Genomic DNA, 26872 nt, shown 5'->3' with positions numbered 1-26872 from the left:
TGTCAAATATCCAGGACGACTGATCCGCTCGGCCTGGAGCAGCACAGCAGCACTTCGCCTGCTCCCAGCTTGTCCAGCGGCTCTTCGAAATAGACGACGTCGCCCGAGACCAGCCGCGACTTGCATGTGCCACAGACGCCGGACCGGCAGCTGAACTCCGGTTCCAGACCTTGATCCTCGGCAAAGTCGAGCAGCGATGCGGCGGACCCGTCCCAGACAGCCTTGAGGCCAGATTTTCGGAACTCCACGGTTGTCTCCTCGGCTGCCGGCGCGATTCTTGCCGTCTGCGCAACAACCGCTGGGGTTCGTACGGCATCAGGCTCAAGCACCGTCGCCGGGCCGAAGAATTCGTAGGCGATGCGGTGCTTCGGCACGCCAAGCTCGCGCAACATGGCGTAGATCGCTTTCATGAACGGCGGCGGACCACAGAGGTAGAAATCGTAATCGTCTAACGGCAACAGGCGCTGTAGCACGGACCGCGAAATCATGCCTTCGCTGTGGAAGTGTTGCTCGGCATTGTCGCGTTCGGACGGGGATCGGTAGCAGTAGTGCGCGGTCAGGCCTGGCCGTGTCGCGAGAAGGCCCGCGACCTCGTCGCGCAAGGCATGCACGTCGCCGTTCTCGCAGGCGTGAATGAACACGGCACGGCGGCACGGCGTCGAAGCCAGCGCATGCAGCATCGACACCATCGGCGTCAGCCCGACGCCGCCGCTGAGCAGCACGACTGGACGGCTGCTCGCATTGTCGAGCACGAAATCGCCGCGCGGCCCTTCGGCCTGAAGTATGTCGCCGACTTCGATCCGGTCATGCAGGAAGCATGAGCTTATCCCGTCAGGCAGACCGGGCGCGGGTGCTGCTTCACGCTTTACGCTGATCCGGTAGCGACCCTTGGCGGCCGGGGAACAGGAGACGCTGTAGTTGCGCAGCACATATCCCTTTTCGCCGGCCGCCTGCGGCACGGGTATCTTAAATACTAGGAACTGGCCCGGTTCGAAATCGCGCCAATCCCCTGGATTGACCGGCTCCATGTGGAACGACGTGATGATGGCGCTTTCGCGCACTTTCGCAACCACCCTCAGGTCGCGAAATCCGCTTCTTGCGATGGTGTCGCGAGCGGTGAATGCGTTCATTCGGCGGCCACCAATTGCTGGCTTTCGCTGGCGATCAGCTTTGCCAGGTTGCGGCGAAAACGCAGCGGCCCGACATCGATCTTGAGATCGAGATTAGGTGTGCGCTTGTTGGCCATGCCTTTGTGCACGGCATTGAGCACGGTGCGGTCCTCGTCGAAAGCGCCGCGCACGGAGGTGGCGAACTGGCGCGACACCTCCAGATCGTCGGGAGCGAAATTGCGCATCTGGAACCAGTAATATTTCGTCTGGTTCTCATCGACCGGCGTCATGAAGTTGTAGCTGTCCATGAGGAACACGTCCTCGTGCAGCGGCTTCCCCTCGCCCCCGGTGCGGGCCGGCACGAAAATCGCCTTGATGATCGCGTTGGAGGGGTAACGCACTTCGTAGTGCTGCTTGCGGTCGCAATTGCCGGAGAATTTGAGGAAGGGCGCATAGAACGGCGCTGGCGCGGCATCGATCACCCAGCGCCACACCGTCACGCCGTCCTCGCCGACGGTGGTTTCGAGCGGCGCATCTTCCATGGCCTGGACACCGCCGAAGGACGACTGGTGGACCCACGAGACATGTGATGGATCGAGCAGGTTGTCGGTCATGTAGAGATAGTTGCAATCCAGCGCCATCGACTCGCCCCGATTGACACCCCACGCCGGATCGCCCCAGTGATCGACCGCGAAAATCAGGTCGGGATCGGCCTTTGCCGCCTCACCCATCCATATCCAGAGCAGTCCGTAGCGTTCGGCGATCGGATAGGAGCGGACGCACGCGACATGCGGTATCTTTTCCGCGCCCGGTACCCGCGTGCAGGTTCCCGTGCTGTCGAAGGTCAGGCCGTGGTAACCGCATTCGACCGTATCGCCCTTGATGCGGCCCATGGACAGCGGCAGCTTGCGATGCGGACAGGCGTCTTCGAGCGCCGCCACCACGCCGTCGGTACGGCGGTAAAGAACAATGTCCTCGCCAAGGATCCGGATCGGCACCAGCTGGCCGGCAATCTCATGATCCCATGCGGCAACGTACCAGCAGTTTCGAAGAAACATGGCGTCCTCCCCAGCTTGTGAGCCCAAATGAATATCTTGCGAGTTCGGGACGACATAGGACTTGCATCTGCGTTCTATTTTAGAAAAACTAAATCAAGCTGACCCCAGGATCGTTGCCCAGGTGAACAAGACGCCCCCTCTGCGTGCGATACAGGCCTTTGAGGCGTTTGGCAGGCGTGGCAGCGTGACGGCCGCGGCAAACGAGCTCGGTGTATCCGTCGGCGCTGTCAGCCAGCAGATACGCAAGGCCGAGGATGCGTTGGACGCACGGCTTCTGGAACGTCGCGGCAGGAGCGTCGCCCTTACAGCACTGGGCCGCGTCTACCACGCGGCGGTTTCCATCGGCTTCGAAAAGATACGCGAGGCCCAGGATGTCATCGAACGGGCCCGTTTCGCCGACACTTTGACCATCTCCTGCCTGCCGTCGCTCGCCAGCAAATGGATCGGTCCGCAGCTTCTGGATTGGCAGATCGGCCATCCCGGCGCCACCGTGCGACTGGTCGGCGCCGAGACAGAGCCAAGGCTGAGCGCTGAACAGGTCGACTTCCGCATTTCCTACGGCACCAAATACCGTGATTTCGAGCACTATACCGAGTTGTTCACCGACTGGGTGGTGCCGGCCTGCTCGCCCGCGCTGCTGGCGAAACATCCGGTCCGCAAGCCCGCCGATATCCTCGATCTGCCGCTTCTCAGTATCGAATGGGCACGCGACCATCGTTCGCCGCCCACATGGGCGGAATGGGCGGCAAGCATCGGCGCGGTGCACCGCAAGACATCGGGTGAAGTCGCCTTTTCGCTGTCGAGCGCCGCGATCGATGCTGCAGCCAACGGCAGGGGCTTCGTGCTGGCACAACTGTCGATGGCCGCCGACGACATTGCCTCGGGCAGGCTGGTGGCGCCGTTCGACAAGCGCGTCAGGCTGCCAGAGCCCTATTTCCTGGCCTGGGACCGGGCGATGCTGGAAAAACCTTTTGCGCCAGAGCTGCGAACTTGGATTGTTTCAATTTCCAAGCGGCTTGGCGCAACCTTGGCAGGTTAGCCGAGCGCTGATCTCGGGACGCACGTTCCGTCTGTTCTCACAAGGACAGAAGGTCGGATGGTCGGCTGACTGAATGCCGAATCGCGAGCCTTTTTAGATGTTGGGTGCGGGGCTTGAACGCGCCTGACTAGCCGAAAAACCATCCCTTTCGCACGTCGTTGCCGCCGATTGCCGCACGCATCGTTGCAAGGTCTTTCGAGACCGGCAGCCTGAGTTACGTGTGGCAGGTGCTATCACCGAGAAGGAGAAAATTGGCGAACAGGCCCGCGATCATTTCCTTCAAACCTCGGTGACTCATTGGATAACGCTCAATTCAATTTCGACTAATTAAACGTAACTCATTGATATAACATTCAACTGTGAACCCGGAGGGACTCGAACCCCGGCGAACCGGTTGTGGATCAAGGGTTCGACGTTCGCCTAACTCCGAACCAAACATCCGCAATCGATCCTCTGACAGGGGCCGGCCTCGGCAATCTTACGACCTAGGCAAACATTGCCCGCCAATACCCCCCGCCCCAACAGAGTAAAGTACCGACGCAAATGTGGTTGACGCCGGACCCCAGATCCGGGCACCAGTGATGATGCCCAGACGCGGGCGAGGCCTGAAATCCAGCACGGCTTCTACGGCTTGTGAAAGCGTGAATTTGTGCTGGCTGGGGGTCCAGGTTCCGTAGCCAGCTGACGTGCACTGCCCCTGAATCTCAAGTAGAGAATTTGATGCGGGCTGAATCCGCGATGAGATGTGCCCCCGGTCTCCGGCTACATGGCGAACGCGCACTCTTTGGGAGGCAGTTCGTCCCAGTGCTGGGGATGCGATCGAGATGGCCCTTTGAGGACCATCATATTTTCATGGCAATCTTCCGACGTCAGATCGGGCTCTTGTTACGTCGGCTTGATAGCTAATACTTGAGACGGCGCCTCGCCTTGGTCGGAGTTGTCGTCGCTCCGATGCCAATGACCCGGGCAGGCGATAAGTCTCAAGCGACGTCAAGGGCGAGGCGCTGCAGGTTCGTTGATGCCTGCAACGCGAAGGCCGGGAAAACTTTTCCTACAATCAGACTGTTGCCGTTTCCCCGTCATTGCTCATGCACTCGCGGGAGTTCGCGGCAGCTGTGCCAGCATGGGTCGACAGGTCTCCGCTGTGCCTGTGAGAATGTCCGCGGCGAGGGGCTCTCAGGGTAATGTATCGTGCTATGTAGCGTTGGTTGTATCGCTGGAAGGAAGGGCCGCCGGGAGACAGGCGGGAAATTGATGTTTTGCCCGATTGCGGGTTAGAGTCCCTCCCTCTCCGCCATATAAATGCGTGTGAGATATCCGGGCTAGCTCGCTGCAACTTACCGCGCGTGCCGCAGGGCTCCGCCGCGGGCGGCGAGGGCGTGGACGCTTCCTTGCTGGCCACGCTCAAGACGCTGCGCTGCGGCTCGCCAAGGAACGCCAGGTGGCCGGCCTATGTGGTGTTCTCCGACCGCACGCTGATCGGCATGGCCGAGCGGCAGCAGCGTGTAGTGCCGGAAGGCGACGATGACCGCTTCTTCTTCGACGGAGAGCACCGTCGACCGCGGCTCCTTCGGTCCGGTTGGCAGGTCGGTTGTTGAGGTCCGCTCCCCCCTTGGCGACGGTCTTCTGGTTGATCCCTAGCGCTTGGCCAGCGCCCTCAAGCTCTCTTGACTATGTTGTATCGCTCGACGGACCGCCTCTGTCGTCGTGGCGCTCCCATGGAGAACCTGGCCCATAGTGCCTCCTTTGATTCGGGAGACAAGAGTGCCCCATCAAAGCCTGGGATCAAACACCTAGGGCACCTATGTCAGCCTGATCACTTTGCCCGTCGCGTCGAGGTGGCATCTGATCCGCGCCTGCCGGATCTCGGCGCCACCTTGCCTTTTATAATGGATGCGAACTGCTATCGGGGCCGAGACCGCGCCTCGGCTTAGACGGCGTAAGGAACCTGCGCTCGTCGCATGTATACTCACGACGCCAAACGGGGAGGCGGCCAACGCAATCGCGTCACGGCAGGCGCGAACAGTTGCACCCGGCGTGCCCGGTATTGCTTCGATTGCCGTCACGGCCGATGAGCGACCACCCTCGCCGTAAGGCCGCAGGATGCGTGGCAGGGAGATGTGTGGCACGCCTGCGGCCGGGGCGGTCGTGGCGGCGGGATGACCAGGGGTATTGCCTGGCGGAGCGCCTGCTGGGGTACTTTCGGACGAGGCGCCTTGCCCACTGAGTTGGCCGCTGGCTCCAACACTTGCGCCTACTGAGCCGTCGCCTGTCCCGACCGAAACTCCGGCGTCGGCTCCTACGCTACCGACGCTCGCGCCAATACCGATTGACGCCCCGTTCTGGTCGACGCCCACACTGGTGCCAACCCCGACATTGTCGGCCTTGGCACCAACTCCTGCCTCAATAGCCATGGCAGGTTGAGTCGCGATTACAATCGAGAAAACGGCCGCGATGTATCTGCTCATCGCAATCCTCCATCCCCGGCTGTCATTGACTGAACCCCTCAGCCGGGGGTCGCGTGGGAAGCAGCGCGTCTGGCAGCGTGATCGTCGTCAGGCGAACGACCCGCGACTTGGGCACTCCCGCGTTGCCGACCTCCTGCTGCCCTCGGTTGAGCGATCTGCGCCGGGGCGCATGTGCGCTTGCGCGATCGGTGGGGAGTGCCTTTGCCGCGTTTTCAATATGCGAGGTGCAGCGCTCAGCCGAGCGCTTGAGGGCCTCGATGTCCTTGCGGGCCGACGCGAGGTCGCGTGCCAGGTCAATGGCTTTTTTGCGCTCCTGCTCCGCCGCCTCGTTGAACGCCGTCGATATCCGGGTCAATTCCTCCGTTGCGGCGTCGCCTTCCCGCCGAGCAGTTTCAAGATCACTCGCCAGCGCGTTTGCTCTCTCGCGTTCCTGTGCGAGCGCCTCGCCAGCCTGCCTTGCAGCAACTTCAGCAAGCTGCCTGCCCTGGATGGCGCCGGCCCGCGTTGTTGCTGCCAGCTTCGCGCTCGCCTCCAGCGCTTCGATGGACTGACGGGCCCCGGCGATATCACGCTCCAGGAGCCCGACTTTCCGCCGCTCCTCTTCAAGCGTCTGCCTGGCCTCGGCCAGAGACCTTTCCGCGGTATCGCGTGCAACGGCCTCGGCACTCAGGCGCGGCTGCGCCAGGTCGCGCGGAAGCCCGTCGGCTTTTTGCCGCTGCGCTTCAAGGGCAGGTTGCGGCTGGTTCATCGGGTCGGCGACCGCGCGCGACGGCGCGCTTGCGTTTTCTATGACGCGCCGCGTGGCAGCCAGTTCTTGGCGAGCCGCCGCCGGTTCGCGGGGCAGATTTTCCCCATGCGCACTGCCGGTCTTGAGTGCATCGATATCATCGATATCCTTGTGCAGCGTGAGGAAGCTCTGTTCACTGGCTGCGCGTTCGCGTTCAGCCTGGTCATGCTCCCCCTTAACCCGGACTTGCGAGGCAAGCGCTTCGGCGCGAGTTGCCTCGCTTTCCCTCCGAGCGGCGGCCAGACCACGCCTCAACGCGTCGACCCAAGACCGCTCCCACCCCAGGGCTTGCCTCTGTTCCGCCGCAGCAGATTCCGACGATCCGCCATCCGGCGGCACGATTTGGGTGGGAGCGACAGGAGGTTTCGTTACTGGCGGAGCGAGCCCGACTGCTGCAAATCCAAGCAACATCATGAGGCAAAACGGAATGAGGCGCAGCGGGGCGGCTCTCGACTGTTTGCGGTCGTCATACTGTTTAAGGTCGTCATGAAACAAGGCAGCGATCGTGTATACTCGGTCAGGACAGTCGCCGAGGGGCGCGGAAGCCGAGTTGGATCTCCGCTCGTAATTCATTGCGGATCCTCCATGGCGTCGACCGCGCTGGTGAAACGCTGTGGCGTCAGTCGGCGAAACCCGAGCGCCCCGCGCTAACACGCCAGGCAAACCCGTAGGCAGATCATCAACCTACCAAAGGCAGGTCGGGGTCGTCAGTTACCGAATCAGGGTAGGGCACTTCCGAATCTTCTCAAAACTGTCGGCACAGATCCCCTAAAGGACTAACCCGGATATCTCACACACAAATTTTCGGCGAAGGTCTTTCGGCTGAGATTTGCAGGCATCTGAGCTGCGGGCAAGGGCCATCGCCGAGGAGCGGCGGGCTTGAGCGGCGTGAAAAACATTGCAATCGCAAGCAGCAGGGCGACTGACAGCGCACGGCGGGGATTTCGCAAGAACGCAGATTGACTTGTTCAACCAGGATCTTGGGCGATCCCGGCAGATCGGCCGGGCCGAATGGGAGCGCGTCCCTGCGGGAACAACTTCGGACTGGCTGGCCGGCAGGCTGCGCTCCCAACTTTGAGGCCGCGGCTGTCATTGCTCATTGGGAGCAGCCGATCAGCACTACAGTCTGGAGTCGGGCCCTCGCGGTCTTCAGCCAGCCTGATGCCCCGCAATCTCGGCGAGAAAAATCTCGCCGAACTCCTTGAGCTTCGCCCCTCCCACGCCGTTCACCTCGGCGAAGGCGTCGAGGTCGCGCGGGCGGCGGTCGGCCATGTCGATCAGCGTGCGGTCGGAAAACACCACATAGGCCGGCACCTGGCGCTCCTTGGCCAGCCGCAGCCGCAACGCCTTGAGCGCTGCCAGCAGCGAGGCGTCCACGCCCTCGGCGCCGGCGGCGGAGCCTTCCCCGGAACGCTTCCTGCCGCGCGCCAGAGAATCCCGCGTCTCGACGCGATACTGGAATGCAATCTCGCCGCGGCCGAGCGCGCGGCCGCTTTCGGAGATGGCGAGACCGCCATGACCCTCGGGATCCGGCATCAGGAACCCGCCCGCAACCAGTTGCCGGATCAGCGACAGCCACACTGTCTTCCTGTGCGCGGCGCCGGTGCCAAAGCTGCTTAGCGTCTGATGGCCTCTCGCCAGCACCTTCTCGGTCTCTTGGCCAAGCAGGATGTCTATGACATGGGCCGCGCCGAAGCGCTCGCCACTCTGCGCGACCGCCGCAAGGATTTTCCGCGCCTCGGCACTGCCATCGGCGTGCGGCGCCTGATCGAGGCAGTTGTCGCAATTGCCGCAGGCTTGAGCCTCTTCGCCGAAATAGCCGAGCAGCACCTGGCGCCGGCACTGCGCCGTTTCGCAATAGCCGATCAGCGTGTCGAGCCGGCGGTGCGACCGTCTCTTGTGCTCGGGTGAGGCGTCCTCGTCGTCGATGAACAGCCGTCGCATGCGGATGTCGCCAAGACCGTAAAGCATATGCGCCTCGGCCTCGCGTCCGTCGCGGCCGGCGCGCCCGATTTCCTGGTAATAAGCCTCTAGGCTGCCCGGCATATCGGTGTGGAAGACATAGGCGACGTCGGGTTTGTCGATGCCCATGCCGAAGGCGATGGTCGCCACCATGACGACGCCGGACAAGGTCATGAAGGCGTTTTGATTGGCCTCACGCGCCTCCTTGCTCATGCCGGCGTGATAGGCAAGCGCTCTGACGCCGTTCTTCTCGAGGAAGGCTGCCATCTCCTCGGTCTTCTTGCGCGACAGGCAATAGATGATGCCGCTCTTGCCCGCATGGCGCTCTATGAAGCCGAGCAGCTGGCGCTTGCTGTCCTGCTTGGGCGCGATGGCCAGCTTGATGTTGGGCCGGTCGAAACCCAGCACCAGCGTTTCGACCCGCTCGGCGAACAGCCGGGCGGCGATGTCGCTGCGCGTGCTCTCGTCGGCCGTCGCCGTCACCGCGATGATCGGCACGTTGGCGAAGATGCCGCGCAACCGCGACAGGTCTTCATATTCGGGCCGGAATGCCGGGCCCCATTGCGAGATGCAATGCGCCTCGTCGATGGCGATCAGGCTGATGTCGAGCCTGGAAAGCGCCTCGAGCATGCGCTCGGTCATCAGCCGCTCCGGCGCCAGATAGAGCAGCCGCGTCTGGCCCGATGCCACGCGGCGCCACGCCGCGACATTGGCCTCGCGGTCGAGCGAGGAATTGATCGTATCGGCGGCGACGCCGGCAAGCCGCAGCGCCGCGACCTGGTCCTGCATCAGCGCCACCAACGGCGAGACGACGAGAGTGAGCCCGCCCAGGACCAGCGCAGGAACCTGGTAGCAGAGCGATTTTCCGGCCCCCGTCGGCATGACGGCCAGCACATGGCGCCCGCCGAGCAGTGCGTCCATGACGTCGGCCTGGCCGGGGCGAAAATCATCGAAGCCGAACACGTCCTTCAGGACGCGCCGTTTGGGATCCTCGGCCCGAACACTCGCCGTCTGTGCCTGCATCAGGCTGCCGCCTGGCTGGGAGCGATTTTTCGGGGATTGGAGAGGATGTGGAAACCGATCAAGAGACTCTCCGCGTGATCCCCTGGAGTAGCGCAGCCGTCACCGGGCCGCAACAGGGCCGGCTCGTTCTCTGCCCCTGCGGTATCTGCGCCCTGCTGGATTCCTCGGCGCCACGATGTAAGCTCGACCCGACATGCCAGGGAGGGTGCGATGCTGCAGACCAGACAGGATGTCCTCGGCGAACGGTTCCGGTTGCAGCGTGCCGCCTTCGAGAAGCAGCCCTTTGCCGACCTTGGCCTTCGTAAAGACCGCCTCAAGCGCCTGCTGGCGCTGACCGAGCGGCACGAGACTGAAATCTGCGCCACGATCGGCGCCGACTTCGGCGGTCGCTCGGCGCACGAGACGCGGCTTGCGGAGCTGTTTGTCGTGCGCGCCGGCATTCGCCATGCCCTTGCGCATGTTGGCGGCTGGATGCGGGAGCGTCGTGTCGCCACCACCTTGCCCTTCCTGCCGGGCAAAAACCGCCTCCTGCCGCAGCCGCTCGGAGTGATCGGCATCGTATCGCCCTGGAACTACCCCTTTCAGCTTGCCGTCGCGCCGGTCACGGCAGCGCTCGCCGCCGGCAACCGCGTCCTGGTAAAGCCTTCCGAACTGACGCCTGCCTTCTCGGAACTGCTGGCCAGACTGGCCGGCGACCACTTCGCCCCGGACGAACTCAGCGTCATCACCGGCGATGCCGAGATGGGCAAGGCCTTCGTCTTGATGCCGTTCGACCACCTTCTGTTCACCGGTTCGACCGCGGTCGGTCGCCAGGTCGCGATCGCCGCCGCCGCCAACCTGACCCCGGTCACGCTCGAACTCGGCGGCAAGTCGCCGGCGATCCTCGACGCCTCCTGCGATCTCGACACGGCAACAGCCAGCGTCGCCTATGGCAAGCTGTTGAATGCCGGGCAGACCTGCATCGCGCCGGACTACCTGCTGGTGCCCAAGGGACAGGCAGGCACGGTCGCGGCGAAGCTCGCAATCGCGGTGGCGCGACTCTACCCCACGCTGCGCGACAACCCCGACTATACCGCCATCATCAGCGACCGGCATTACCAGCGCCTGCGCGCCATAATCGCGGAAGCCCGCGAGGCCGGCGCAGATGTCGCCGAGATCAACCCGGCCGGCGAAGACCTGGGCACCGCGGGCCGGAAGCTTTTGCCGACCCTGGTCAGCAACGTCGGCCCCGACCTGCGGCTGATGCGCGAGGAGATTTTCGGCCCGGTGCTGCCGATCGTCGAATACGCCACGGTCGACGACGCGATCGACTATGTGAACCGGGCCGACCGGCCGCTGGCGCTCTACTGGTTCGGCAACGACAGCACCAACCGCCAACGCATCCTGCGCGAGACCGTCGCCGGCGGCGTCACCATCAACGACTGCATGCTTCATCTGGTGCAGGAGAACCAGCCCTTCGGCGGCGTCGGCGCGAGCGGCATGGGTGCCTATCACGGCGAATGGGGATTCCGCACTTTCAGCAAGGAGAAGCCGGTCTTCCTGCAGTCGCGCTTGAGCGCGGGTGCCCTTCTGCGGCCGCCCTATGGCAAGACGTTCGAACGGCTTTTCGGGCTGCTCAAGCGCATCACCTGACCAAGGTCGCGCGCATTAAGTTTATATTCACCATGATCCGGCAGGTTTCCGGTCCTGCGGTGATGTTTTGAGTACCGCGGCGCATTGGAGCAATTCCAGGAAAAGTGTGAAACGGTTTTCCGTCCGGAATTGCGTCAGACAGAGGCAGAACGTTTCGCCGTTTCTGTGAAACGGTGACACGCTCTGGCGCCCAGGCAACAAGCCCGCGCTTCCCTAGAGGCGCGGGTTTTTCATTGGCCGGGGAACCGTTGGCGGTCCGGTCAGGCGAGAAAATCGGCGCGGTGCGGCGCAAAACTGTCGACCAGACGCCCGGCCTCAAGCGCCCTGACGCCGTGCACCAGCCCGGAGGGAACGATGAAGCTGCCGCCGGTCTCCAGGATTTCGGTCCGTCCGTCGATGGTCACCTCGAAACGGCCTTCGGCGACATAGCTTGCCTGGACATGCGGGTGCGAATGCAGCGCACCGACGCCGCCCTTGTCGAAGCCGAATTCGACCATCATCAGCTCGTCGGTGGATAGGAGCACGCGCCGGCGATTGCCGTCCGGGGTCGGAGTCCAGGCAGCCTCGCCGGCTTGCGCGAAAACTTTCAGCTCGGTCATCGTCATCTCCTCACCGCGCCAGCCAGCCGCCGTCCACCGGCACCACCGCGCCATGCATGTAGTTCGAGGCCGGCGCCAGCAGGAAGACGGCGGCATCGCCAATGTCTCCGGGCTCCCCCCAGCGGCCGGCGGGAATGCGCCCTCGGATGGCCGCACTGCGGTCGGGATCGGCGCGCAACGCCTGCGTGTTGTTGGTCTCGATATAGCCCGGCGCTATGCCGTTGACGTTGATGCCTTTCGCCGCCCACTCGCACGCGAGCAGACGGGTGATGCCGAGCAGGCCATGCTTTGACGCCGTGTAGGACGCAACGCGGATGCCGCCCTGGAAACTCAGGACCGAGGCGATATTGACGATCTTGCCCTGGCGTCCCTCGGCAAGGACGCGCCGCGCAAAGGCCTGGCAGAGCAGGAAGGCTGTCTTCAAATTGACGTCGATGACATCGTCCCAATCGGTCTCCGTCAGGTCGACGGCATCTGCGCGGCGGATGATGCCGGCATTGTTGACCAACCCGTCGAGCGGTCCGCTTTCGTCCCAGACACGATCGAGCATCGGTCCGGCCGCGCCCGTGTCGGCAAGGTCGGCGGCAACCGTCTCGAATTCGCCGCCCAGAGCCGCGACCTTGCTCGCCGTCTCCTCCATCGACGAGCGGCCGACGCCGATCACCGCGCCGCCGGCGCGCGCGATCGAGACCGCGATGCCCCGGCCGATACCGGTGTTGGCGCCGGTGACCAGGATGCGCTTGCCGGCCAGGCTGAAGGCTGTGAGGTCGCTCACCGCAAGTCGTCCATCGCCACCGGGTCGACATCGGTGTAGTCGACATTGTCGCCGGCCATCGCCCAGATGAAGGCGTAATTGGACGTACCGGCGCCAGAGTGGATCGACCAGCCCGGCGACAGCACCGCCTCTTCGTTGCGCATGACGATGTGGCGTGTCTCGTCCGGCTCGCCCATGAAATGGAAGACGCGCGCCGCCTCGGGCAGATCGAAATAGAGATAGGCCTCCATGCGCCGGTCATGCACATGGCACGGCATGGTGTTCCAGATCGAGCCTGGCGCCAGCTGCGTCATGCCGACCACGAGCTGGCAGGTTTTTGTTCCTCCGTCATGGATGAACTGGAAGATCGAGCGCTCGTTGCAGGCCTCCTTGCTGCCGAGATCGAGGCGCTTGGCGTCGCCGAGGCGGATCAGCCGGCTGGGATGAGCCTGATGCGCCGGCGCGCTGAGCAGGAAGAATTTAGCCGGCGCGGCCTTGTCGGACGAAGCGAATGACACATCGCTGGAGCCCATGCCGAGATAGAGCATGTCGCGCGCCCGCAGGTCGAAGGACTGGCCGCCGGCTTCGATCGAGCCGGCGCCGCCGATGTTGACGGCGATCATTTCGCGCCGGTCGAGAAAACCCTTGGTGCCGGTCGGCTTGATCGCTTCCAACGGCAATGCCTTCGCCACCGGCATGGCGCCGCCGACGATCATGCGGTCGTAGTGGGTATAGGTCAGGCTGACGCGGCCGGGCTGGAAGAGGTCTTCGATGTGGAAATTATGGCGCAGTTCGTCCGTTCCCATGGCGGCGGCGGCGGCCGGGTCGATGGCGAAGCGCGATGTGTAGTCGGTGTGGTTCTGGCTCATCTCTGTCCTGACTTCTGGTGGATCATTCCCCGGCGGCCGCCTTGACCGAACTGGCGTAAAAGGCCTGCCGCGCCTGCAGGCGCTCGCGGTAGCGCTGCTGGCTGGCGCCGAGATGGGTGCGCATCGCCTCGCGCGCGGCTTCGGCATGGCCCGCCGTGATCGCGTTCAGGATCACCAGATGCTCGCGCTGCAGCCCGCGCTGGTAGCTGTCGGACTGCACCAGTTCGGTCGACCAGGGCGAGGTCACGTCGCACGGGATGGCGCGCCGGCCGAGCACGTCGAGCATTTCGACATAGAACGGATTGTTGGTGGCGCTGGCGATGGCGCGGTGGAAGGCAAGGTCGGCGGGTCCGGTCGGCTGGCTGTTGAGCAGCATCCGCTCGAACTCGAAGAAGGCTTCCTGGATCGCCGCTTCCTGCGCTGCGTTGCGACGGATGGCGGCGAGGCCGGCCGATTCGATTTCGATCGCCAGGCGCACCTCGAGCACGTTGAGCGCGATGGAATCCTTGGCTCCCATGTCGGCTGCAAGCGCGCCGAACATGGTCGAGATGTGCTCGGTGACGAAGACGCCGGCGCCCTGCCGCGGCTCGACAAGGCCGTCAGCGGCAAGCTTGGCCAGCGCCTCGCGGATGACGGTGCGGCTGACGCCGAAGGTTTCGGTCAGCTGGCCCTCGGTCGGCAATTTTTGGCCGGGCAGAATCTCGCCCGCCAGCAATTGCTTGCGGATCGCCGTGATCACGCTTTCAGAAAGCTTGGGTTTTCGTTCGACCTTGAGATCGGGACTGACGGACACGTGGCGATCTCCTAATGGAACAGGCCCGGCAGCCACAATGAGATTTCCGGTACGTAGGTGACAAGCATCAGCACGGCGAAGGCGGCGCCGTAGAATGGCCAGATCGAGCGCATCGCGGTCCAGATCGGAATGCGGCCGATGGCGCAGCTGACAAACAGGACCGCGCCGACCGGTGGCGTGCAAAGCCCGATGCCGAGATTGAGGATGAGGATCACGCCGAAATGCACGGGATCGACGCCATAGGCCATGACCACCGGCAGGAAGATCGGCGTCGTGATGATGATCAGCGGCGACATGTCCATGAAGGTGCCGAGGATGAGCAGCACGATGTTGATCAACAGCAGGATGACCAGCTTGTTGTCGGATACCGACTGCAGAAAGGCGACCAGCGCCGCCGGCACCCTGAGATAGGCGAGCAGCCAGCCGAAGGCCGCCGCGCAGCCTATGATCATCAGCACCATGGCGGTGGTGCGCACCGACGCCGTCGTCGCCGCGACGAAGTCGCCCCAGCTCATCGAGCGGTAGATGATCAGCGTCACCAGGAAGGCATAGACGATGGCGATGCAGGAGCTCTCGGTCGCGGTGAAGATGCCGGACCTGACGCCGCCGAAGATGATGGCGATCAGGATGAGGCCGGGAATGGCGGCGACAAGCAGCTGCATGGCCCGGCCGAAGCCGGCGAAGGGCTCCGTCGGATAGCCGCGGCGGCTGGCAACCCAATAGGCCGTTATCATCAGCGACAACGCCAGCAGCAGACCCGGCAGCACGCCGGCCGTGAACAGGTCGGCGATCGAGATACGGCCGCCGGCCGAAATCGAATAGATGATCATGTTGTGGGACGGTGGAATGAGAAGCGCGATGATGGCGCCGACCGACGTGATGTTGACGGCGTAGTCGATGCCATAGCCGCGCGCCTTCATCTGCGGGATCATCAGCCCGCCGACCGCCGACGCATCCGCCACCGCCGAGCCGGAAATGCCGCCGAACATGGTCGACGCAGCGATGTTGACCTGCCCCAGACCGCCCCGCAAATGGCCGACCAGGGAGCCTGCCAGTGCGACCAGCCGCGCGGCGATGCCGCCGCGCACCATCAGGTCGCCGGCGAAGATGAAGAAGGGGATGGCCATCAGCGAAAAGACGCTGACGCCGGAATTGAGCCGCTGGAACACCACGACCGGCGGCAGCCCGAGCGTGAGGATCGTCGCGAAGCTGGCGACGCCGAGGCAGAACGCGATCGGCGTGCCGATGACCAGCAGGAACACGAAGGTGCCGAAGAGGACCATAAGTGCCATGGTTCAGGGCTCCTCGCCGGTTGCATGGATGTCGGCGTCGACGGGCAGGCCGGCAAAACGCCCGGCCAGCCGTTCCAAGGAAAACAGGCAGACCAGCGCGCCACCCAGGATGACCGGCAGGAAGCTGACGCCGCCCGGCAAAGCGAGCGAAGGCATCACCGTGTTCCAGGTCAGCCTCGCCAGTTGTACGCCATAGACGATCATGCCGGCGCCGAAGGCCAGCACGACAAGATCGGAAATGCTGCGCAGCATCGCCTTGGCCGAGGCAGGCAAGACATAGAGCAGCACGTCGAAGCCCAGATGCGTGCGTTCCCGCACGCCGACGGCGGCGCCAAGAAAAATGAACCAGCCCATCAGCAGAACCGAGAAGGATTCCGTCCAGCTCGGCGAACGGTTCAGCACATAGCGCGAGAAGACCTGCCAGAAGATGATGATCGTCATCAGCGTCAGGCCGGCGCCGCTGATCCAAAGCGCCAGCCTGGCAAGTCCTGACAGGACCCGCTCCGCACCCAGCCAGAATCCTCGCATGGCCGACGCGTCCGAACGCAGCGCGGAGGTCTCCGCGCTGCTCGATCCATTGAGCCTGCCGTTCATTTCTCGGCCTGTATGCGGGCGGCCAGGTCCTTCAGTTCGGGCGTCGACAGGTACTTGTCGTAGACGGGCTTCATCGCGTCGATCAGCGGCTGCTTGTCGATATCGCTGACCTTGACGCCCGCGGCCTCGACGATGCCGCGCGACTTCTTCTCCTGCGCGTCCCACAGTTCGCGCATCTTGACGACGCTGTCCTTGGCCGCCTGGCGCACGATCGCCTGGTCTTCCGGCGAGAGCTTGTCCCAGCTTGCCTTCGACATGACCAGCACTTCCGGCACGATCTGGTGTTCGTCCATCGTGTAATGCTTGGCCACTTCGTAGTGTTTGGCGGATTCGAAGCTCGGCCAGTTGTTTTCAGCGCCGTCGATGACGCCGGTCTGCAGGGCCGAATAGACTTCCCCATAGGCCATCGGCGTGGCGTTGGCGCCAAGCGCGTTGACCATGTCGACGAACACATCGGACTGGATGACGCGGAACTTCATGCCTTTCATATCCGCCATCGAGGTAATGTCCTTCTTGGTGTTGTAGAAAGACCGAGCACCGGAATCGTAGAAGGCGAGGCCGACGAGGTCATGCGCCTCGAACGCCTTCAGGATCTGGTCGCCGACAGCGCCGTCCATGACGTGGCGCATGTGCTCGACGGAGCGGAATATGTAGGGCAGCGACGGCACCGCGGTCTCCGGCACGATACCGTTGAACGGTCCCATCGAGACACGGTCGAGGTCGATGACGCCTGCCTGCGTCTGCTCGATCGTGTCCTTTTCCTCGCCGAGCTGCGCCGAGTGATAGACCTCGATCGAATAGCGGCCGGCGGTGCGCTGCTTGATCAGGTCGCCCATGTACTTGACCGCCTCGACGGTCGGGTAACCGTCCGGATGGGTATCCGAGGATCGCAGCACGGTTTCGGCGTTGGCAGCGCCGATCAGCAGCGAACCGATGGCGAATGTCGCCGCCGTCAATTTCGAAAAATGCAACATGACTTCCTCCCTTTGAAAATCGAAACGCCCGGCTCAAAGCCGGTACGCCGTCTTGGCAAGCGTGTAGGCGAGCTCCTTCGCGAGTTCATGCGCCTCGTCCTCGCGCAGCCGGTGCTCGGCGACGAGGCGCGCCAGGAACGCGCAGTCGACGCGGCGCGCCACGTCGTGGCGGGCCGGGATCGACGGAAAGGCGCGGGTGTCGTCGTTGAAGCCGACCGTGTTGTAGAAGCCGGCGGTCTCGGTGGTCATCTCGCGGAAGCGGCGCATGCCTTCCGGGCTGTCGTGGAACCACCAGGCCGGCCCGAGCTTCAGCGCCGGATAGACGCCAGCCAGCGGCGCCAGTTCGCGCGTATAGCCGGCCTCATCCAGCGTGAACAGGATGACGGTGAGATCACGCTCCAGCCCGACACAGTCGAGCAGCGGCTTCAGCGCCGTCACATAGTCGGTACGCGTCGGGATGTCGAAGCCCTTGTCCCTGCCGAATTTCTGGAAAACACCAGGCGAATGGTTGCGCCAGGAGCCCGGATGGATCTGCAGCACCAGCCCGTCATCCCGGCTCATCTTGGCCATCTCGGTCAGCATCTGGGCGCGAAACAGCTTGCGTTCGCGCTCGTCTTCCGAGCCGGCGCGGACCCGGTTGAACAGCTCCTGCGCCGCCGCGTCGGAAAGATTGGCGGTCTCCGCCGTCGGATGGCCATGGTCCGATGAAGTCGCGCCGAAGCTCTTGAAGAAGGCGCGCCGCTGGCGGTGCGCGTCGAGATAGCCGGCCCAGGTCCCGGTGTCGCAGCCGGTGATCTCGCCGAGCCGATCCAGATTGGCCGAAAAGCCTTCGAAATCGGGATCGACGACGGCGTCCGGCCGATAGGCGGTGACGACGCGGCCCTCCCAGCCGCTGTCGCGGATCATCTGGTGCCATCTGAGGTCGTCGAGCGCGCCTTCGGTCGTTGCGATGACCTCGATGTTGAAGCGCTCGAACAGGGCGCGAGGGCGGAAGTTCTCCCACTGCAGTACCGTCGCGATCGTGTCGTAATGGCGATCGGCGGTTGCGGCGCTTAACGGCTCTTCTATGGCGAACAGATGCGCAAGCACATGGTCGAACCACAGCCGGGTCGGCGTGCCCCGGAAGAGGTAATAATGCTCCGCGAACAGCCGCCAGATCGCCCGGCCGTCGGTCTCGACGGGCGCACCATCGAGGGTCGGCACGCCGAGAGCCTCCAGCCGCACGCCCTGGCTGAACAGCATGCGAAAAATATAGTGGTCCGGCACGATGAGCAGCTGCGCGGGATCGGGGAACGGCTCGTTCAGCGCATACCAGCGCGGATCGGTATGCCCATGCGGGCTGATGATGGGCAGGTCCTTGATGCCGGCATAGAGATCGCGGGCGATCGAGAGCGGACGCGCCTCGGCTGGAAACAGCAAATCCGCATTGATCAGTGCCACGGCCATCCTCCCAGCCCTATCGGTAGGGTTGACCAGAAATAATGTCAACATACAAAAATTGGATTGTTGTATGATGACTTTTGAGCAAAGCTGAGCATTGTCGGCGAACGCCGCCGGTGTTACGCCGCCAGTGTTCTGCGGCTTGCGATCCGCCTCCGGATACCAGCCGTTCCATGACCCCGTTTCACGAGATGAGTGCGCGAACCGATGACAGACCGCCGCCTTTCCAACCGCACGGCGCCCGCATTACCGGCCAAGGTCGCCGCGCCTCGATATGATCGCGGTGCGGTTACACCGGGCATCGTGCATCTGGGCGTCGGCGCCTTTCACCGCGCCCACCAGGCCGCCTATATCGATGAATGCCTGGCGGCCGGTGAGACGGGCTGGGGCATAACAGGCGTGTCATTGCGCAGCGCCGATACGCGCGACGCGCTGGCGCCGCAGGATGGGCTTTACACACTGGCGGTCCGCGGCAGCGGCGGCGAGAAGCTGCATGTCATCGGCTCGATCGGTTCGATGCTGGTGGCGCCGGAAGATCCGGGCGCGGTGCTGGCGGTGCTGACCGATGCGCGCACCCGCATCGTGATGCTGACGATCACCGAGAAAGCCTATCTGCGGGCGGCGGGCGGTGGGCTGGACGCGACGCATCCCGACATCGTCCACGACTTGGCCAATCCGCAAAAGCCGAAGACGGCGCATGGTTTTCTGACCGAAGCGCTGGCCCGCAGGCTGGCCGCCGGCACCCCGCCCTTTACCGTGCTTTGTTGCGACAACCTGCCGGCCAACGGCGCCACCTTGCACAGGCTGCTGATCGAATTCGCCAAATTGCGCGATGCCAGTCCTGGTTCGGCGGGCGATGCTGGGGTCGCCGGCCACATCGCAGGTCATGTCGCATTTCCCTCGAGCATGGTCGACCGCATCGTGCCGGCCACGACCGATGCCGACAGGTCGCGGATATCGGGCGAACTTGGTGTCGAGGACGCCTGGCCCGTGATGACGGAACCCTTCAGCCAATGGGTGATCAAGGACGATTTCCCGGCCGGCCGTCCGGCTTGGGAAAAATTCGGCGTCACCATGGTCGGCGATGTCGCCCCTTTCGAGGACATGAAGCTGAGGCTGCTCAACGGCGCGCATTCGGGCATCGCCTATCTCGGCCTGCTCAGCGGCCACGCCACGGTCGATCGCGCCTTCGCCGATCCGGCGATAAGGCAGTTCGTCGATGCGCTATGGGAGGAGGCCGTATCGACATTGCCGGATGATGCCGGCCTCGACACATCAGCCTATACGACCGAGCTCGCCGAACGTTTTTCGAACACGGCACTTGCCCACCGCACGGCGCAGATCGCCAATGACGGCAGCCAGAAACTGCCACAGCGCATCATCGCTTCGGCTATCGAGTGCCTCGAAGCCGGCACCGAGCTGGTCCATCTCACGCTGGTGGTGGCAGCCTGGATCGCGGCCTGCGCGGCGCGCGGAAAGAGCTTGCCGGAGGGCCATTTCACCGATCCGCTCGATGCTCCGCTGACGGCGCTTTTGGACCAGCAGCTGCCGGCGAACGAAACCGTGACGGCGGTGTTCGATCTGACCGGCTTCGCCCGGGATCACACCGAACGCCAGACGCTGATCGAACTCGTGGCCGTCCACCTCGTCCACCTGCGGCGGGACGGCACGACTTTGGCCTTTGCTGCGCTCGGCATAGAGGGCGAAGGGCCGTAAGGCGAAGCTGGCACGGATCAGCAGGCGATAGAGGACTTTGATGCCGGCGCTACAGCATCGCCGCCATAGCTGAATTCTCGCCGCTCGAACAAAACAAAAAAGCGAGGCAAGTGCCCCGCTTTTCACTTCGCTTCTGAATTGAAGTTCAGGCCGGCAGGATGGCGCCTTCCAGCGTGGTGAGCTGGCCAAGGAACTGCTCCGCCTTGCTGCGCGCCTGGTCGTCCTTGGCGTCCACGGCGTCTTCCCTGGCTTCCTGGATGCGGCGGGCGAGATCGGCGCGGTCGACATCCTTCACCGCGACGGCCGATTCCGCCAGCAGCGTGCAGCCGGCCGGAACGATGTCGGCGAAGCCACCGAACACGACATAGCGTTCTTCGCCGCCCGAGGCGTTCTTCACCGTGACGACGCCCGGCTTGATCGTGGTCATGACCGGCGCATGATGGGCCATGACGGTCATCTCGCCTTCGGCGCCTGGAATAACGACGGATTCGACCTCGGCGGAAACCAGCAGGCGCTCCGGAGAGACCAGTTCGAACTTGAAAGCTTCAGCCATATCAACTTAGCAGGTAGGGAATAGTGAGTAGTCAGTAGTGAAGGGGTGCAAAGGCCCCTTGGTCACATCTGCTATTCTCTACTCACTACTCACTACTCCCTATTCGCTTGAATTACGCCGCTTCAGCCGCGAGGCGCTGTGCCTTCTCGACCGCTTCGTCGATGCCGCCGACCATGTAGAAGGCGGCTTCCGGCAGGTGGTCATAATCGCCGTTGCAGAGGCCCTTGAAGCCCTTGATGGTGTCGGCGAGGTCGACCAGCTTGCCCGGCGCGCCGGTGAACACTTCAGCGACGAAGAACGGCTGCGACAGGAAGCGCTCGATCTTGCGGGCGCGGGCCACCGTCTGCTTGTCCTCTTCCGAGAGCTCGTCCATGCCCAGGATGGCGATGATGTCCTGCAGCGACTTGTAGCGCTGGAGGATCGACTGCACCTGGCGGGCGACGCCATAGTGCTCGTCGCCGACGACCAGCGGGTCGAGCATGCGCGAGGTCGAGTCCAGCGGATCGACGGCCGGATAAATGCCCTTTTCGGCGATCGAACGGTTCAGCGTCGTCGTCGCGTCAAGGTGAGCGAATGAGGTCGCCGGCGCCGGGTCGGTCAAGTCATCGGCCGGCACGTAGATCGCCTGCACCGAGGTGATCGAGCCCTTGGTGGTGGTGGTGATGCGTTCCTGCAGCGCGCCCATGTCGGTGGCGAGCGTCGGCTGATAGCCCACGGCCGACGGGATACGGCCGAGCAGCGCCGACACTTCAGAACCCGCCTGCGTGAAGCGGAAGATGTTGTCGACGAAGAACAGCACGTCCTGGCCCTGGTCGCGGAAATATTCGGCAACCGTCAGGCCGGTCAGGCCGACGCGGGCGCGCGCGCCCGGCGGCTCGTTCATCTGGCCGTACACCAGCGCCGCCTTCGAGCCTTCGCCGCCGCCCTTCTTGTTGACGCCGGATTCGATGAACTCGTGATAAAGGTCGTTGCCTTCGCGGGTGCGCTCGCCGACGCCGGCGAACACCGAGTAACCACCATGCGCCTTGGCAATGTTGTTGATCAATTCCTGGATCAGCACGGTCTTGCCGACGCCGGCGCCGCCGAACAGGCCGATCTTGCCGCCCTTGGCGTAGGGAGCCAACAGGTCGAGCACCTTGATGCCGGTGATCAGGATCTGCGCTTCCGTCGATTGTTCGATATAGGCCGGAGCCGGCTGATGGATCGAGCGCAATTCGACCGCGTCGACCGGGCCTGCTTCGTCGACCGGCTCGCCGATGACGTTGATGATGCGGCCGAGCATGCCCGGGCCGACCGGCACGGCGATCGGGCCGCCGGTGTCGCGCACTTCCTGGCCGCGCACCAGACCTTCGGTGGAGTCCATGGCGATGCAGCGCACGGTGTTTTCACCGAGATGCTGGGCAACTTCGAGCACCAGGCGGTTGCCGACATTGTCGGTCTCGAGCGCGTTCAGGATCGGCGGCAGATGCTCGCCGAACTGCACGTCGACGACCGCGCCGATGACCTGGCGGACCTTGCCGACAACGCCGGTGGCCCTGGTGGCCACGGCCTGGGTCCTGGCAGCGGCGGCCTTGGCCGGCGCTGCTGCTGCCTTGGCCGGGGCCGCCTTTGCCGCCGCTGCCGGAGCCTTGGCCGGGGCTGCTGCCTTCGGGATTGCCTTCTGCGGGGTCGCTGCTTTCGCCATCGTCTTTACCCTTTTCGTCCTTTGTTTCTCACGCGGTCCGATTCGCGGGCCATGACCCGCGGACCGCGCCTAGAGCGCCTCGGCGCCCGAAATGATTTCGATCAGTTCCTTGGTGATCTGTGCCTGCCGCTGGCGGTTGTAGGTGATCGACAGTTTGTTGATCATCTCACCGGCGTTGCGCGTCGCATTGTCCATGGCGCTCATCTTGGCGCCCATTTCGCCCGCCGCGTTTTCGAGCAGCGCGCGGAAAACCTGCACCGCGATATTGCGCGGGATGAGGTCGGACAGGATTTCGCCCGGCTCCGGCTCATACTCGTAGACGGCGCTGGCGCCATCCGTCGACTCGGGCCGAGCCGAAGAGGCGGACGCTGCCGGAATGATCTGCTGCGCGGTCGGAACCTGGCTGATCACCGACTTGAACTGCGAATAGAACAGCGTGCAGACGTCGAAGGCGCCCTCGTTGAACAGGTGGATAACCTTGCGGGCGATCGCATCGGCATTGACGAAGCCGAGCGTCTTTACCTCGCGCAGATCGACGCGCTCGATGATCATCGCGGCATAGTCGCGGCGCAGTATGTCGAAACCCTTCTTGCCGACGCAGATGATCTTGACCTGCTTGCCATCGGCCAGAAGTCGGCGGATATGGTCGCGGGCATGACGGGCGATCTGCGAATTGAAGCCGCCGCACAGGCCGCGCTCGGCTGTGCAGACGACGAGCAGATGCACATCATCCTTGCCGGTTCCCGCCATCAGCGCCGGGGCATCGCCACCGCCACCGACAGCCTGGGTGATGTTGGCCAGGACGGAACCCATGCGCTCCGAGTAGGGACGCGCCGCTTCCGCCGCCTCTTGCGCACGGCGCAGCTTCGCCGCGGCGACCATCTGCATCGCCTTGGTGATCTTCTGCGTCGCCTTGACCGAGGCGATACGGTTACGAAGGTCTTTTAATGAAGGCATGCTTCAAACCTGATCCCGACTTGCACTTCGCTCAGGCGAAGGTCTTGGCGAAGGCGTCGATCTCGGCCTTCAGCTTGGCGCGCAGATCGTCCGACAGCGCCTTTTCCTTGCGGATGGCCTCGAGGACGTCCTTGCCGGCCGAACGCATGTGGCTGAGCAGGCCGTGCTCGAACTTGCCGACCTGGTTGACCGGCAGCTTGTCGAGATAGCCGTTGACGCCGGCGAAGATCACCGCGACCTGCTCTTCCGTCTTCAGCGGCGAGAACTGCGGCTGCTTCAACAGTTCGGTCAGGCGCGAGCCGCGGTTGAGCAGGCGCTGCGTGGCGGCATCGAGATCCGAGCCGAACTGCGCGAAAGCCGCCATTTCGCGGTACTGCGCGAGCTCGCCCTTGATCGAGCCGGCAACCTGCTTCATCGCCTTGATCTGCGCCGAGGAACCGACGCGCGACACCGACAGGCCGACGTTGACGGCCGGACGGATGCCCTGGAAGAACAGGTTGGTTTCGAGGAAGATCTGGCCGTCGGTGATCGAGATCACGTTGGTCGGAATGTAGGCCGACACGTCGTTGGCCTGCGTTTCGATGACCGGCAGCGCGGTCAGCGAGCCGCCACCCAGGTCGTCGTTGAGCTTGGCAGCGCGCTCGAGCAGGCGCGAGTGCAGGTAGAAGACGTCGCCCGGATAGGCTTCGCGGCCCGGCGGACGGCGCAGCAACAGCGACATCTGGCGATAGGCCACGGCCTGCTTCGACAGATCGTCATAGCTGATCAGCGCATGCATGCCGTTGTCGCGGAAATATTCGCCCATGGTGCAGGCCGTGAACGGCGCCAGGAACTGCATCGGCGCCGGATCGGACGCGGTGGCGGCGACGATGATCGAATATTCGAGCGCGCCGCGCTCTTCCAGCACCTTGACGAACTGCGCGACGGTCGAGCGCTTCTGGCCGACGGCGACGTAGACGCAGTAGAGCTTTTCCTTCTCAGGACCGTTGTCGTGCACCGACTTCTGGTTGAGCATCGTGTCGAGGATGATGGCGGTCTTGCCGGTCTGGCGATCGCCGATGACCAGCTCGCGCTGACCGCGGCCGACCGGGATCAGCGCATCGATGGCCTTGAGGCCGGTCGACATCGGCTCGTTCACCGACTTGCGCGGGATGATGCCGGGCGCCTTGACGTCGACGCGCTTGCGCTCGATCGCCTTGATCGGGCCTTTGCCGTCGATCGGGTTGCCGAGCGCGTCGACGACGCGGCCGAGCAGGCCGGGGCCGACAGGCGCGTCGACGATGGCGCCGGTGCGCTTGACGGTGTCGCCTTCCTTGATGTCGCGGTCGGCGCCGAAGATGACGACGCCGACATTGTCGGCTTCGAGATTGAGCGCCATGCCGCGGATGCCGCCGGGGAATTCGACCATTTCGCCGGCCTGGACATTGTCGAGACCGTAAACGCGGGCGATACCGTCACCGACGGACAGCACCTGTCCGACTTCGGAGACCTCGGCCTCCTTGCCGAAATTCTTAATCTGGTCTTTCAGAATTGCGGAAATTTCCGCGGCGCGGATGTCCATCAGCCGACCTCTTTCAGTGCAAGCTTGAGCGAATTGAGTTTGGTTTTGAGCGACGTATCGATCTGGCGCGAGCCCATCTTGACCACTAGTCCGCCGAGCAGCGACGGGTCGACGGTGACGGAAATGGCCACGTCCTTGCCGGCAACGCTCTTCAGCGCCGCCTTGAGTTCGGTCTGCTGGGCTGCGGTCAGCTCATGCGCCGACGTCACTTCAGCAGCAGCCTCGCCACGGTGCTCAGCGGCGATCTGGCGGAATGCCTTGATCATGCCGGGCACCGCGAACAGGCGGCGGTTCTTGGCGACGACGCGCAGGAAATTGCCAGTCAGGCCGGTGATGCCGGCCTTGTCGGCGATCGCCGCGATGGCCTTGGCCTGGTCCTCGCTGGAGAATACCGGGCTGTTGATCAGCCGGGTGAGGTCCGGGCTGCCCGCCAGCATGGCCTCGAAACCGTTCAGGTCGGCCTCGACCTTGGCCACGGAATTTGACTGCGATGCCAGTTCGAACAGCGAACCGGCATAGCGCTCTGCGACACCTGAGATTGGCGATGACGATTGGGCCACGGACCGTCTTTTCTCTTGTCTGACAGGCCGCAGATTGTTGGCGCGAGCAAAAACTCTGGCTAAATCTTTGACCTTACTGCATTTTTCCAAGCACGGAGGCGCGGCTTCCGCTATCCCCGGCCGAAAGTCGATTGCCGTCTAGCACAGGCATTTTAAGACCGCAATGCGTCGTTCCGCATGGTTTTCAGGCACTATTGTCGCATCCGGCGAAAGACTCGGGTCCTGCGCGCCGGAATACCCTTGGATTCAGGGCACAAAGCCGAAGGCAAAGGCGAGCGGCAAGGCCGCGAGCGCCAGTTCCACCACGATGGAAACCCAATTGAAAGGTGTATTGGCGCCATCCGACATCATCGACAGCAGCCGGCCGAAGGCGGTGAACAGCCAGGAGAAGCCGAGCGCCATGTAGACCAGCGGCTGCGCGAGCAGGATGCAGCACAAGCCGACCCCTAGATAGAAGCCCGACATGCGGCCTCGGCCTTCGGCGATCGCCGCCGCCTTCTCGGGTTTGGCCTGCAGGCGCAGGATGCGGAACGCCAGGCCCGGCGCCAGGAAGAACAGAAGGCCGAGCAGCACGGTGAAGACCGCGCTCGACCAGGCCAGCCATTCGCCCTGGCTCGTCGGCCATGGAAGCGCAAAATCCATCGTGTCCCCTCGAAAAGTCTGCTTTGAAATCGCGGGCATTCTAGCGAAGGAAAAATGCCGCGCCAGATGGCTCCAGCCACTTTAGGAGACGCGCATCAACCGAGCGCGAATTCCACCGCCGCCTCGGCATGGATGCGCGTCGTGTCGAAAACCGGAATGTCGAAATCGCCCTGGCCGATCAGCATGGTGATCTCGGTGCAGCCCATGATCAGGCTGTCGGCGGCCTCTTCGCGGCGAAGGCGGTTTGCCTCGGCGACATAGGCGGCCTTCGAAGCTTCGGAGACAACGCCCTGGCAGAGTTCCTCGTAGATGACGCGATGGACCATGTCGCGCCCGGCGTCATCGGGCACCACTGGCGAGAGGCCATATTTGTCGGCAAGCCGGCCCTTGTAGAAGTCCTGCTCCATGGTGAACCGCGTCGCCAGCAGCGCCGGGCGCTGCAAACCGGCCTGCCTGATCGCGGCCGCCGTGGCATCAGCGATATGGATCAGCGGGATCGACACTGACGTCTGCACCTGGTCGGCCAGCTTATGCATGGTGTTGGTGCACAAGAGCAGACCTTCCGCACCGCCGGCCTCGAGCTTGCGCGCGGCATCGGTCAGCAGCGCGCCGGCGCCGTCCCAGTCGCCATGATGCTGCCGCTCGGCAATCTCGGAAAAATCGAACGACCAGAGCAGCAGCTTCGCCGAATGTAAGCCGCCAAGGCGCTCGCGCACGATCTCGTTGAGCAGGCGGTAGTAGATCGCGGTCGATTCCCAGCTCATGCCACCGAGCAAGCCAAGGGTTTTCATGTGGTCTTTCCGTTT

Annotated in this window: 22 protein-coding genes and 1 pseudogene; 3 read left to right on the top strand and 20 right to left on the bottom strand. The window is 63.7% G+C overall.

The window, feature by feature from the left end; all coding sequences use genetic code 11:
- Window positions 1-2: 2 nt before the first annotated feature.
- Both FJ434_RS18090 and FJ434_RS18085 read right to left on the bottom strand, forming a co-directional pair.
- Window positions 3-1130 (bottom strand): 2Fe-2S iron-sulfur cluster-binding protein, encoded by a 1128-nt coding sequence (locus tag FJ434_RS18090; protein WP_140750503.1) that lies wholly within the window; start codon window positions 1128-1130, stop codon window positions 3-5.
- Window positions 1127-2167, bottom strand: a complete 1041-nt coding sequence (locus FJ434_RS18085) for an aromatic ring-hydroxylating dioxygenase subunit alpha (protein WP_140750505.1) — start codon at window positions 2165-2167, stop codon at window positions 1127-1129. The genes FJ434_RS18090 and FJ434_RS18085 overlap by 4 nt, the downstream gene beginning before the upstream one ends.
- Before the next feature lie 121 nt (window positions 2168-2288).
- Between FJ434_RS18085 and FJ434_RS18080 the strand changes: the two genes are divergently transcribed.
- Window positions 2289-3206 (top strand): LysR substrate-binding domain-containing protein, encoded by a 918-nt coding sequence (locus FJ434_RS18080; RefSeq protein WP_140503853.1) that lies wholly within the window; start codon window positions 2289-2291, stop codon window positions 3204-3206.
- 1490 nt (window positions 3207-4696) lie between these two features.
- Here FJ434_RS18080 and FJ434_RS18075 read toward each other — a convergent pair.
- From FJ434_RS18075 to recQ, 3 genes and pseudogenes are all read right to left on the bottom strand, one after another.
- A pseudogene (locus FJ434_RS18075) lies at window positions 4697-4942 on the bottom strand (IS481 family transposase); the annotation flags it as partial.
- A 754-nt stretch (window positions 4943-5696) separates the two neighbouring features.
- Entirely contained in the window at window positions 5697-7034 is a 1338-nt protein-coding gene (locus tag FJ434_RS18065) for a hypothetical protein (RefSeq protein ID WP_140750509.1), read from the bottom strand.
- Between the two features lie 576 nt (window positions 7035-7610).
- The gene (gene recQ / locus FJ434_RS18055) at window positions 7611-9446 is read right to left on the bottom strand and encodes a DNA helicase RecQ (protein ID WP_140750511.1); all 1836 of its coding nucleotides are present in this window, start codon (window positions 9444-9446) and stop codon (window positions 7611-7613) included.
- Between the two features lie 210 nt (window positions 9447-9656).
- Here recQ and FJ434_RS18050 point away from each other — a divergent pair, with 210 nt between their 5' ends.
- Window positions 9657-11078 (top strand): coniferyl aldehyde dehydrogenase, encoded by a 1422-nt coding sequence (locus FJ434_RS18050; RefSeq protein ID WP_140750513.1) that lies wholly within the window; start codon window positions 9657-9659, stop codon window positions 11076-11078.
- A 260-nt stretch (window positions 11079-11338) separates the two neighbouring features.
- Here the strand turns inward: FJ434_RS18050 and FJ434_RS18045 are convergent, their stop codons facing one another.
- From FJ434_RS18045 to uxaC, 8 genes are all read right to left on the bottom strand, one after another.
- Window positions 11339-11677 (bottom strand): cupin domain-containing protein, encoded by a 339-nt coding sequence (locus FJ434_RS18045; RefSeq protein WP_140503861.1) that lies wholly within the window; start codon window positions 11675-11677, stop codon window positions 11339-11341.
- Between the two features lie 10 nt (window positions 11678-11687).
- Complete coding sequence (kduD, locus tag FJ434_RS18040; RefSeq protein ID WP_140750515.1) at window positions 11688-12452, bottom strand: 2-dehydro-3-deoxy-D-gluconate 5-dehydrogenase KduD; 765 nt, start codon at window positions 12450-12452, stop codon at window positions 11688-11690.
- Window positions 12449-13300, bottom strand: coding sequence for a 5-dehydro-4-deoxy-D-glucuronate isomerase (kduI, locus tag FJ434_RS18035; protein WP_140750517.1), 852 nt, complete (start codon window positions 13298-13300; stop codon window positions 12449-12451). The genes kduD and kduI overlap by 4 nt, the downstream gene beginning before the upstream one ends.
- A 22-nt stretch (window positions 13301-13322) precedes the next feature.
- The gene (locus FJ434_RS18030; RefSeq protein ID WP_140750519.1) at window positions 13323-14093 is read right to left on the bottom strand and encodes a FadR/GntR family transcriptional regulator; all 771 of its coding nucleotides are present in this window, start codon (window positions 14091-14093) and stop codon (window positions 13323-13325) included.
- 11 nt (window positions 14094-14104) lie between these two features.
- Entirely contained in the window at window positions 14105-15385 is a 1281-nt protein-coding gene (locus tag FJ434_RS18025) for a TRAP transporter large permease (protein ID WP_027145118.1), read from the bottom strand.
- 3 nt (window positions 15386-15388) lie between these two features.
- The gene (locus FJ434_RS18020) at window positions 15389-15913 is read right to left on the bottom strand and encodes a TRAP transporter small permease (RefSeq protein ID WP_140750521.1); all 525 of its coding nucleotides are present in this window, start codon (window positions 15911-15913) and stop codon (window positions 15389-15391) included.
- A 62-nt stretch (window positions 15914-15975) separates the two neighbouring features.
- Window positions 15976-16953 carry a TRAP transporter substrate-binding protein gene (locus tag FJ434_RS18015; RefSeq protein WP_140750523.1) on the bottom strand — a complete coding sequence of 326 codons (978 nt, stop codon included), beginning with the start codon at window positions 16951-16953 and terminating at the stop codon, window positions 15976-15978.
- A 33-nt stretch (window positions 16954-16986) separates the two neighbouring features.
- Entirely contained in the window at window positions 16987-18399 is a 1413-nt protein-coding gene (gene uxaC, locus FJ434_RS18010) for a glucuronate isomerase (RefSeq protein WP_181166017.1), read from the bottom strand.
- A 201-nt stretch (window positions 18400-18600) separates the two neighbouring features.
- On the opposite strand from uxaC, the gene FJ434_RS18005 reads away from it, so the two are divergent.
- Complete coding sequence (locus FJ434_RS18005) at window positions 18601-20109, top strand: mannitol dehydrogenase family protein (RefSeq protein ID WP_140750527.1); 1509 nt, start codon at window positions 18601-18603, stop codon at window positions 20107-20109.
- Between the two features lie 145 nt (window positions 20110-20254).
- On the opposite strand, the gene FJ434_RS18000 is transcribed toward FJ434_RS18005, so the two are convergent.
- From FJ434_RS18000 to FJ434_RS17970, 7 genes are all read right to left on the bottom strand, one after another.
- Window positions 20255-20662, bottom strand: a complete 408-nt coding sequence (locus FJ434_RS18000) for a F0F1 ATP synthase subunit epsilon (protein WP_140503873.1) — start codon at window positions 20660-20662, stop codon at window positions 20255-20257.
- 112 nt (window positions 20663-20774) lie between these two features.
- A complete protein-coding gene (gene atpD, locus FJ434_RS17995; protein WP_181166018.1) occupies window positions 20775-22346 on the bottom strand; it encodes a F0F1 ATP synthase subunit beta in 1572 nt (523 codons plus the stop codon).
- A 69-nt stretch (window positions 22347-22415) separates the two neighbouring features.
- Complete coding sequence (locus tag FJ434_RS17990; protein ID WP_140503875.1) at window positions 22416-23303, bottom strand: F0F1 ATP synthase subunit gamma; 888 nt, start codon at window positions 23301-23303, stop codon at window positions 22416-22418.
- A 31-nt stretch (window positions 23304-23334) separates the two neighbouring features.
- A complete protein-coding gene (gene atpA / locus FJ434_RS17985; RefSeq protein WP_140503877.1) occupies window positions 23335-24864 on the bottom strand; it encodes a F0F1 ATP synthase subunit alpha in 1530 nt (509 codons plus the stop codon).
- Window positions 24864-25424, bottom strand: a complete 561-nt coding sequence (locus tag FJ434_RS17980) for a F0F1 ATP synthase subunit delta (protein ID WP_140750529.1) — start codon at window positions 25422-25424, stop codon at window positions 24864-24866. The genes atpA and FJ434_RS17980 overlap by 1 nt, the downstream gene beginning before the upstream one ends.
- Before the next feature lie 246 nt (window positions 25425-25670).
- Window positions 25671-26066 (bottom strand): DUF4345 family protein, encoded by a 396-nt coding sequence (locus tag FJ434_RS17975; protein ID WP_127275645.1) that lies wholly within the window; start codon window positions 26064-26066, stop codon window positions 25671-25673.
- Window positions 26067-26161: 95 nt separating this feature from the next.
- Window positions 26162-26857, bottom strand: a complete 696-nt coding sequence (locus tag FJ434_RS17970) for an aspartate/glutamate racemase family protein (protein ID WP_140716651.1) — start codon at window positions 26855-26857, stop codon at window positions 26162-26164.
- Between the last annotated feature and the right edge of the window lie 15 nt (window positions 26858-26872).

It is taken from the genome of Mesorhizobium sp. B2-5-13 (assembly GCF_006440535.1).
GTDB classification, from domain to species: Bacteria; Pseudomonadota; Alphaproteobacteria; order Rhizobiales; family Rhizobiaceae; genus Mesorhizobium; species Mesorhizobium salmacidum.
The sequence above is the reverse complement of the archived record's forward strand: the minus strand, read 5'-3'. Positions and strand labels throughout refer to the sequence as shown.

Coding starts and splice junctions, on each gene's coding strand:
- FJ434_RS18090 (WP_140750503.1), bottom strand. CDS start 1,130: ATGAACGCATTCACCGCTCGCGACACCATCGCAAGAAGCGGATTTCGC.
- FJ434_RS18085 (WP_140750505.1), bottom strand. CDS start 2,167: ATGTTTCTTCGAAACTGCTGGTACGTTGCCGCATGGGATCATGAGATT.
- FJ434_RS18065 (WP_140750509.1), bottom strand. CDS start 7,034: ATGAATTACGAGCGGAGATCCAACTCGGCTTCCGCGCCCCTCGGCGAC.
- recQ (WP_140750511.1), bottom strand. CDS start 9,446: ATGCAGGCACAGACGGCGAGTGTTCGGGCCGAGGATCCCAAACGGCGC.
- FJ434_RS18050 (WP_140750513.1), top strand. CDS start 9,657: ATGCTGCAGACCAGACAGGATGTCCTCGGCGAACGGTTCCGGTTGCAG.
- FJ434_RS18045 (WP_140503861.1), bottom strand. CDS start 11,677: ATGACCGAGCTGAAAGTTTTCGCGCAAGCCGGCGAGGCTGCCTGGACT.
- kduI (WP_140750517.1), bottom strand. CDS start 13,300: ATGAGCCAGAACCACACCGACTACACATCGCGCTTCGCCATCGACCCG.
- FJ434_RS18025 (WP_027145118.1), bottom strand. CDS start 15,385: ATGGCACTTATGGTCCTCTTCGGCACCTTCGTGTTCCTGCTGGTCATC.
- FJ434_RS18020 (WP_140750521.1), bottom strand. CDS start 15,913: ATGCGAGGATTCTGGCTGGGTGCGGAGCGGGTCCTGTCAGGACTTGCC.
- FJ434_RS18015 (WP_140750523.1), bottom strand. CDS start 16,953: ATGTTGCATTTTTCGAAATTGACGGCGGCGACATTCGCCATCGGTTCG.
- uxaC (WP_181166017.1), bottom strand. CDS start 18,399: ATGGCCGTGGCACTGATCAATGCGGATTTGCTGTTTCCAGCCGAGGCG.
- FJ434_RS18005 (WP_140750527.1), top strand. CDS start 18,601: ATGACAGACCGCCGCCTTTCCAACCGCACGGCGCCCGCATTACCGGCC.
- FJ434_RS18000 (WP_140503873.1), bottom strand. CDS start 20,662: ATGGCTGAAGCTTTCAAGTTCGAACTGGTCTCTCCGGAGCGCCTGCTG.
- atpD (WP_181166018.1), bottom strand. CDS start 22,346: ATGGCGAAAGCAGCGACCCCGCAGAAGGCAATCCCGAAGGCAGCAGCC.
- FJ434_RS17990 (WP_140503875.1), bottom strand. CDS start 23,303: ATGCCTTCATTAAAAGACCTTCGTAACCGTATCGCCTCGGTCAAGGCG.
- atpA (WP_140503877.1), bottom strand. CDS start 24,864: ATGGACATCCGCGCCGCGGAAATTTCCGCAATTCTGAAAGACCAGATT.
- FJ434_RS17975 (WP_127275645.1), bottom strand. CDS start 26,066: ATGGATTTTGCGCTTCCATGGCCGACGAGCCAGGGCGAATGGCTGGCC.
- FJ434_RS17970 (WP_140716651.1), bottom strand. CDS start 26,857: ATGAAAACCCTTGGCTTGCTCGGTGGCATGAGCTGGGAATCGACCGCG.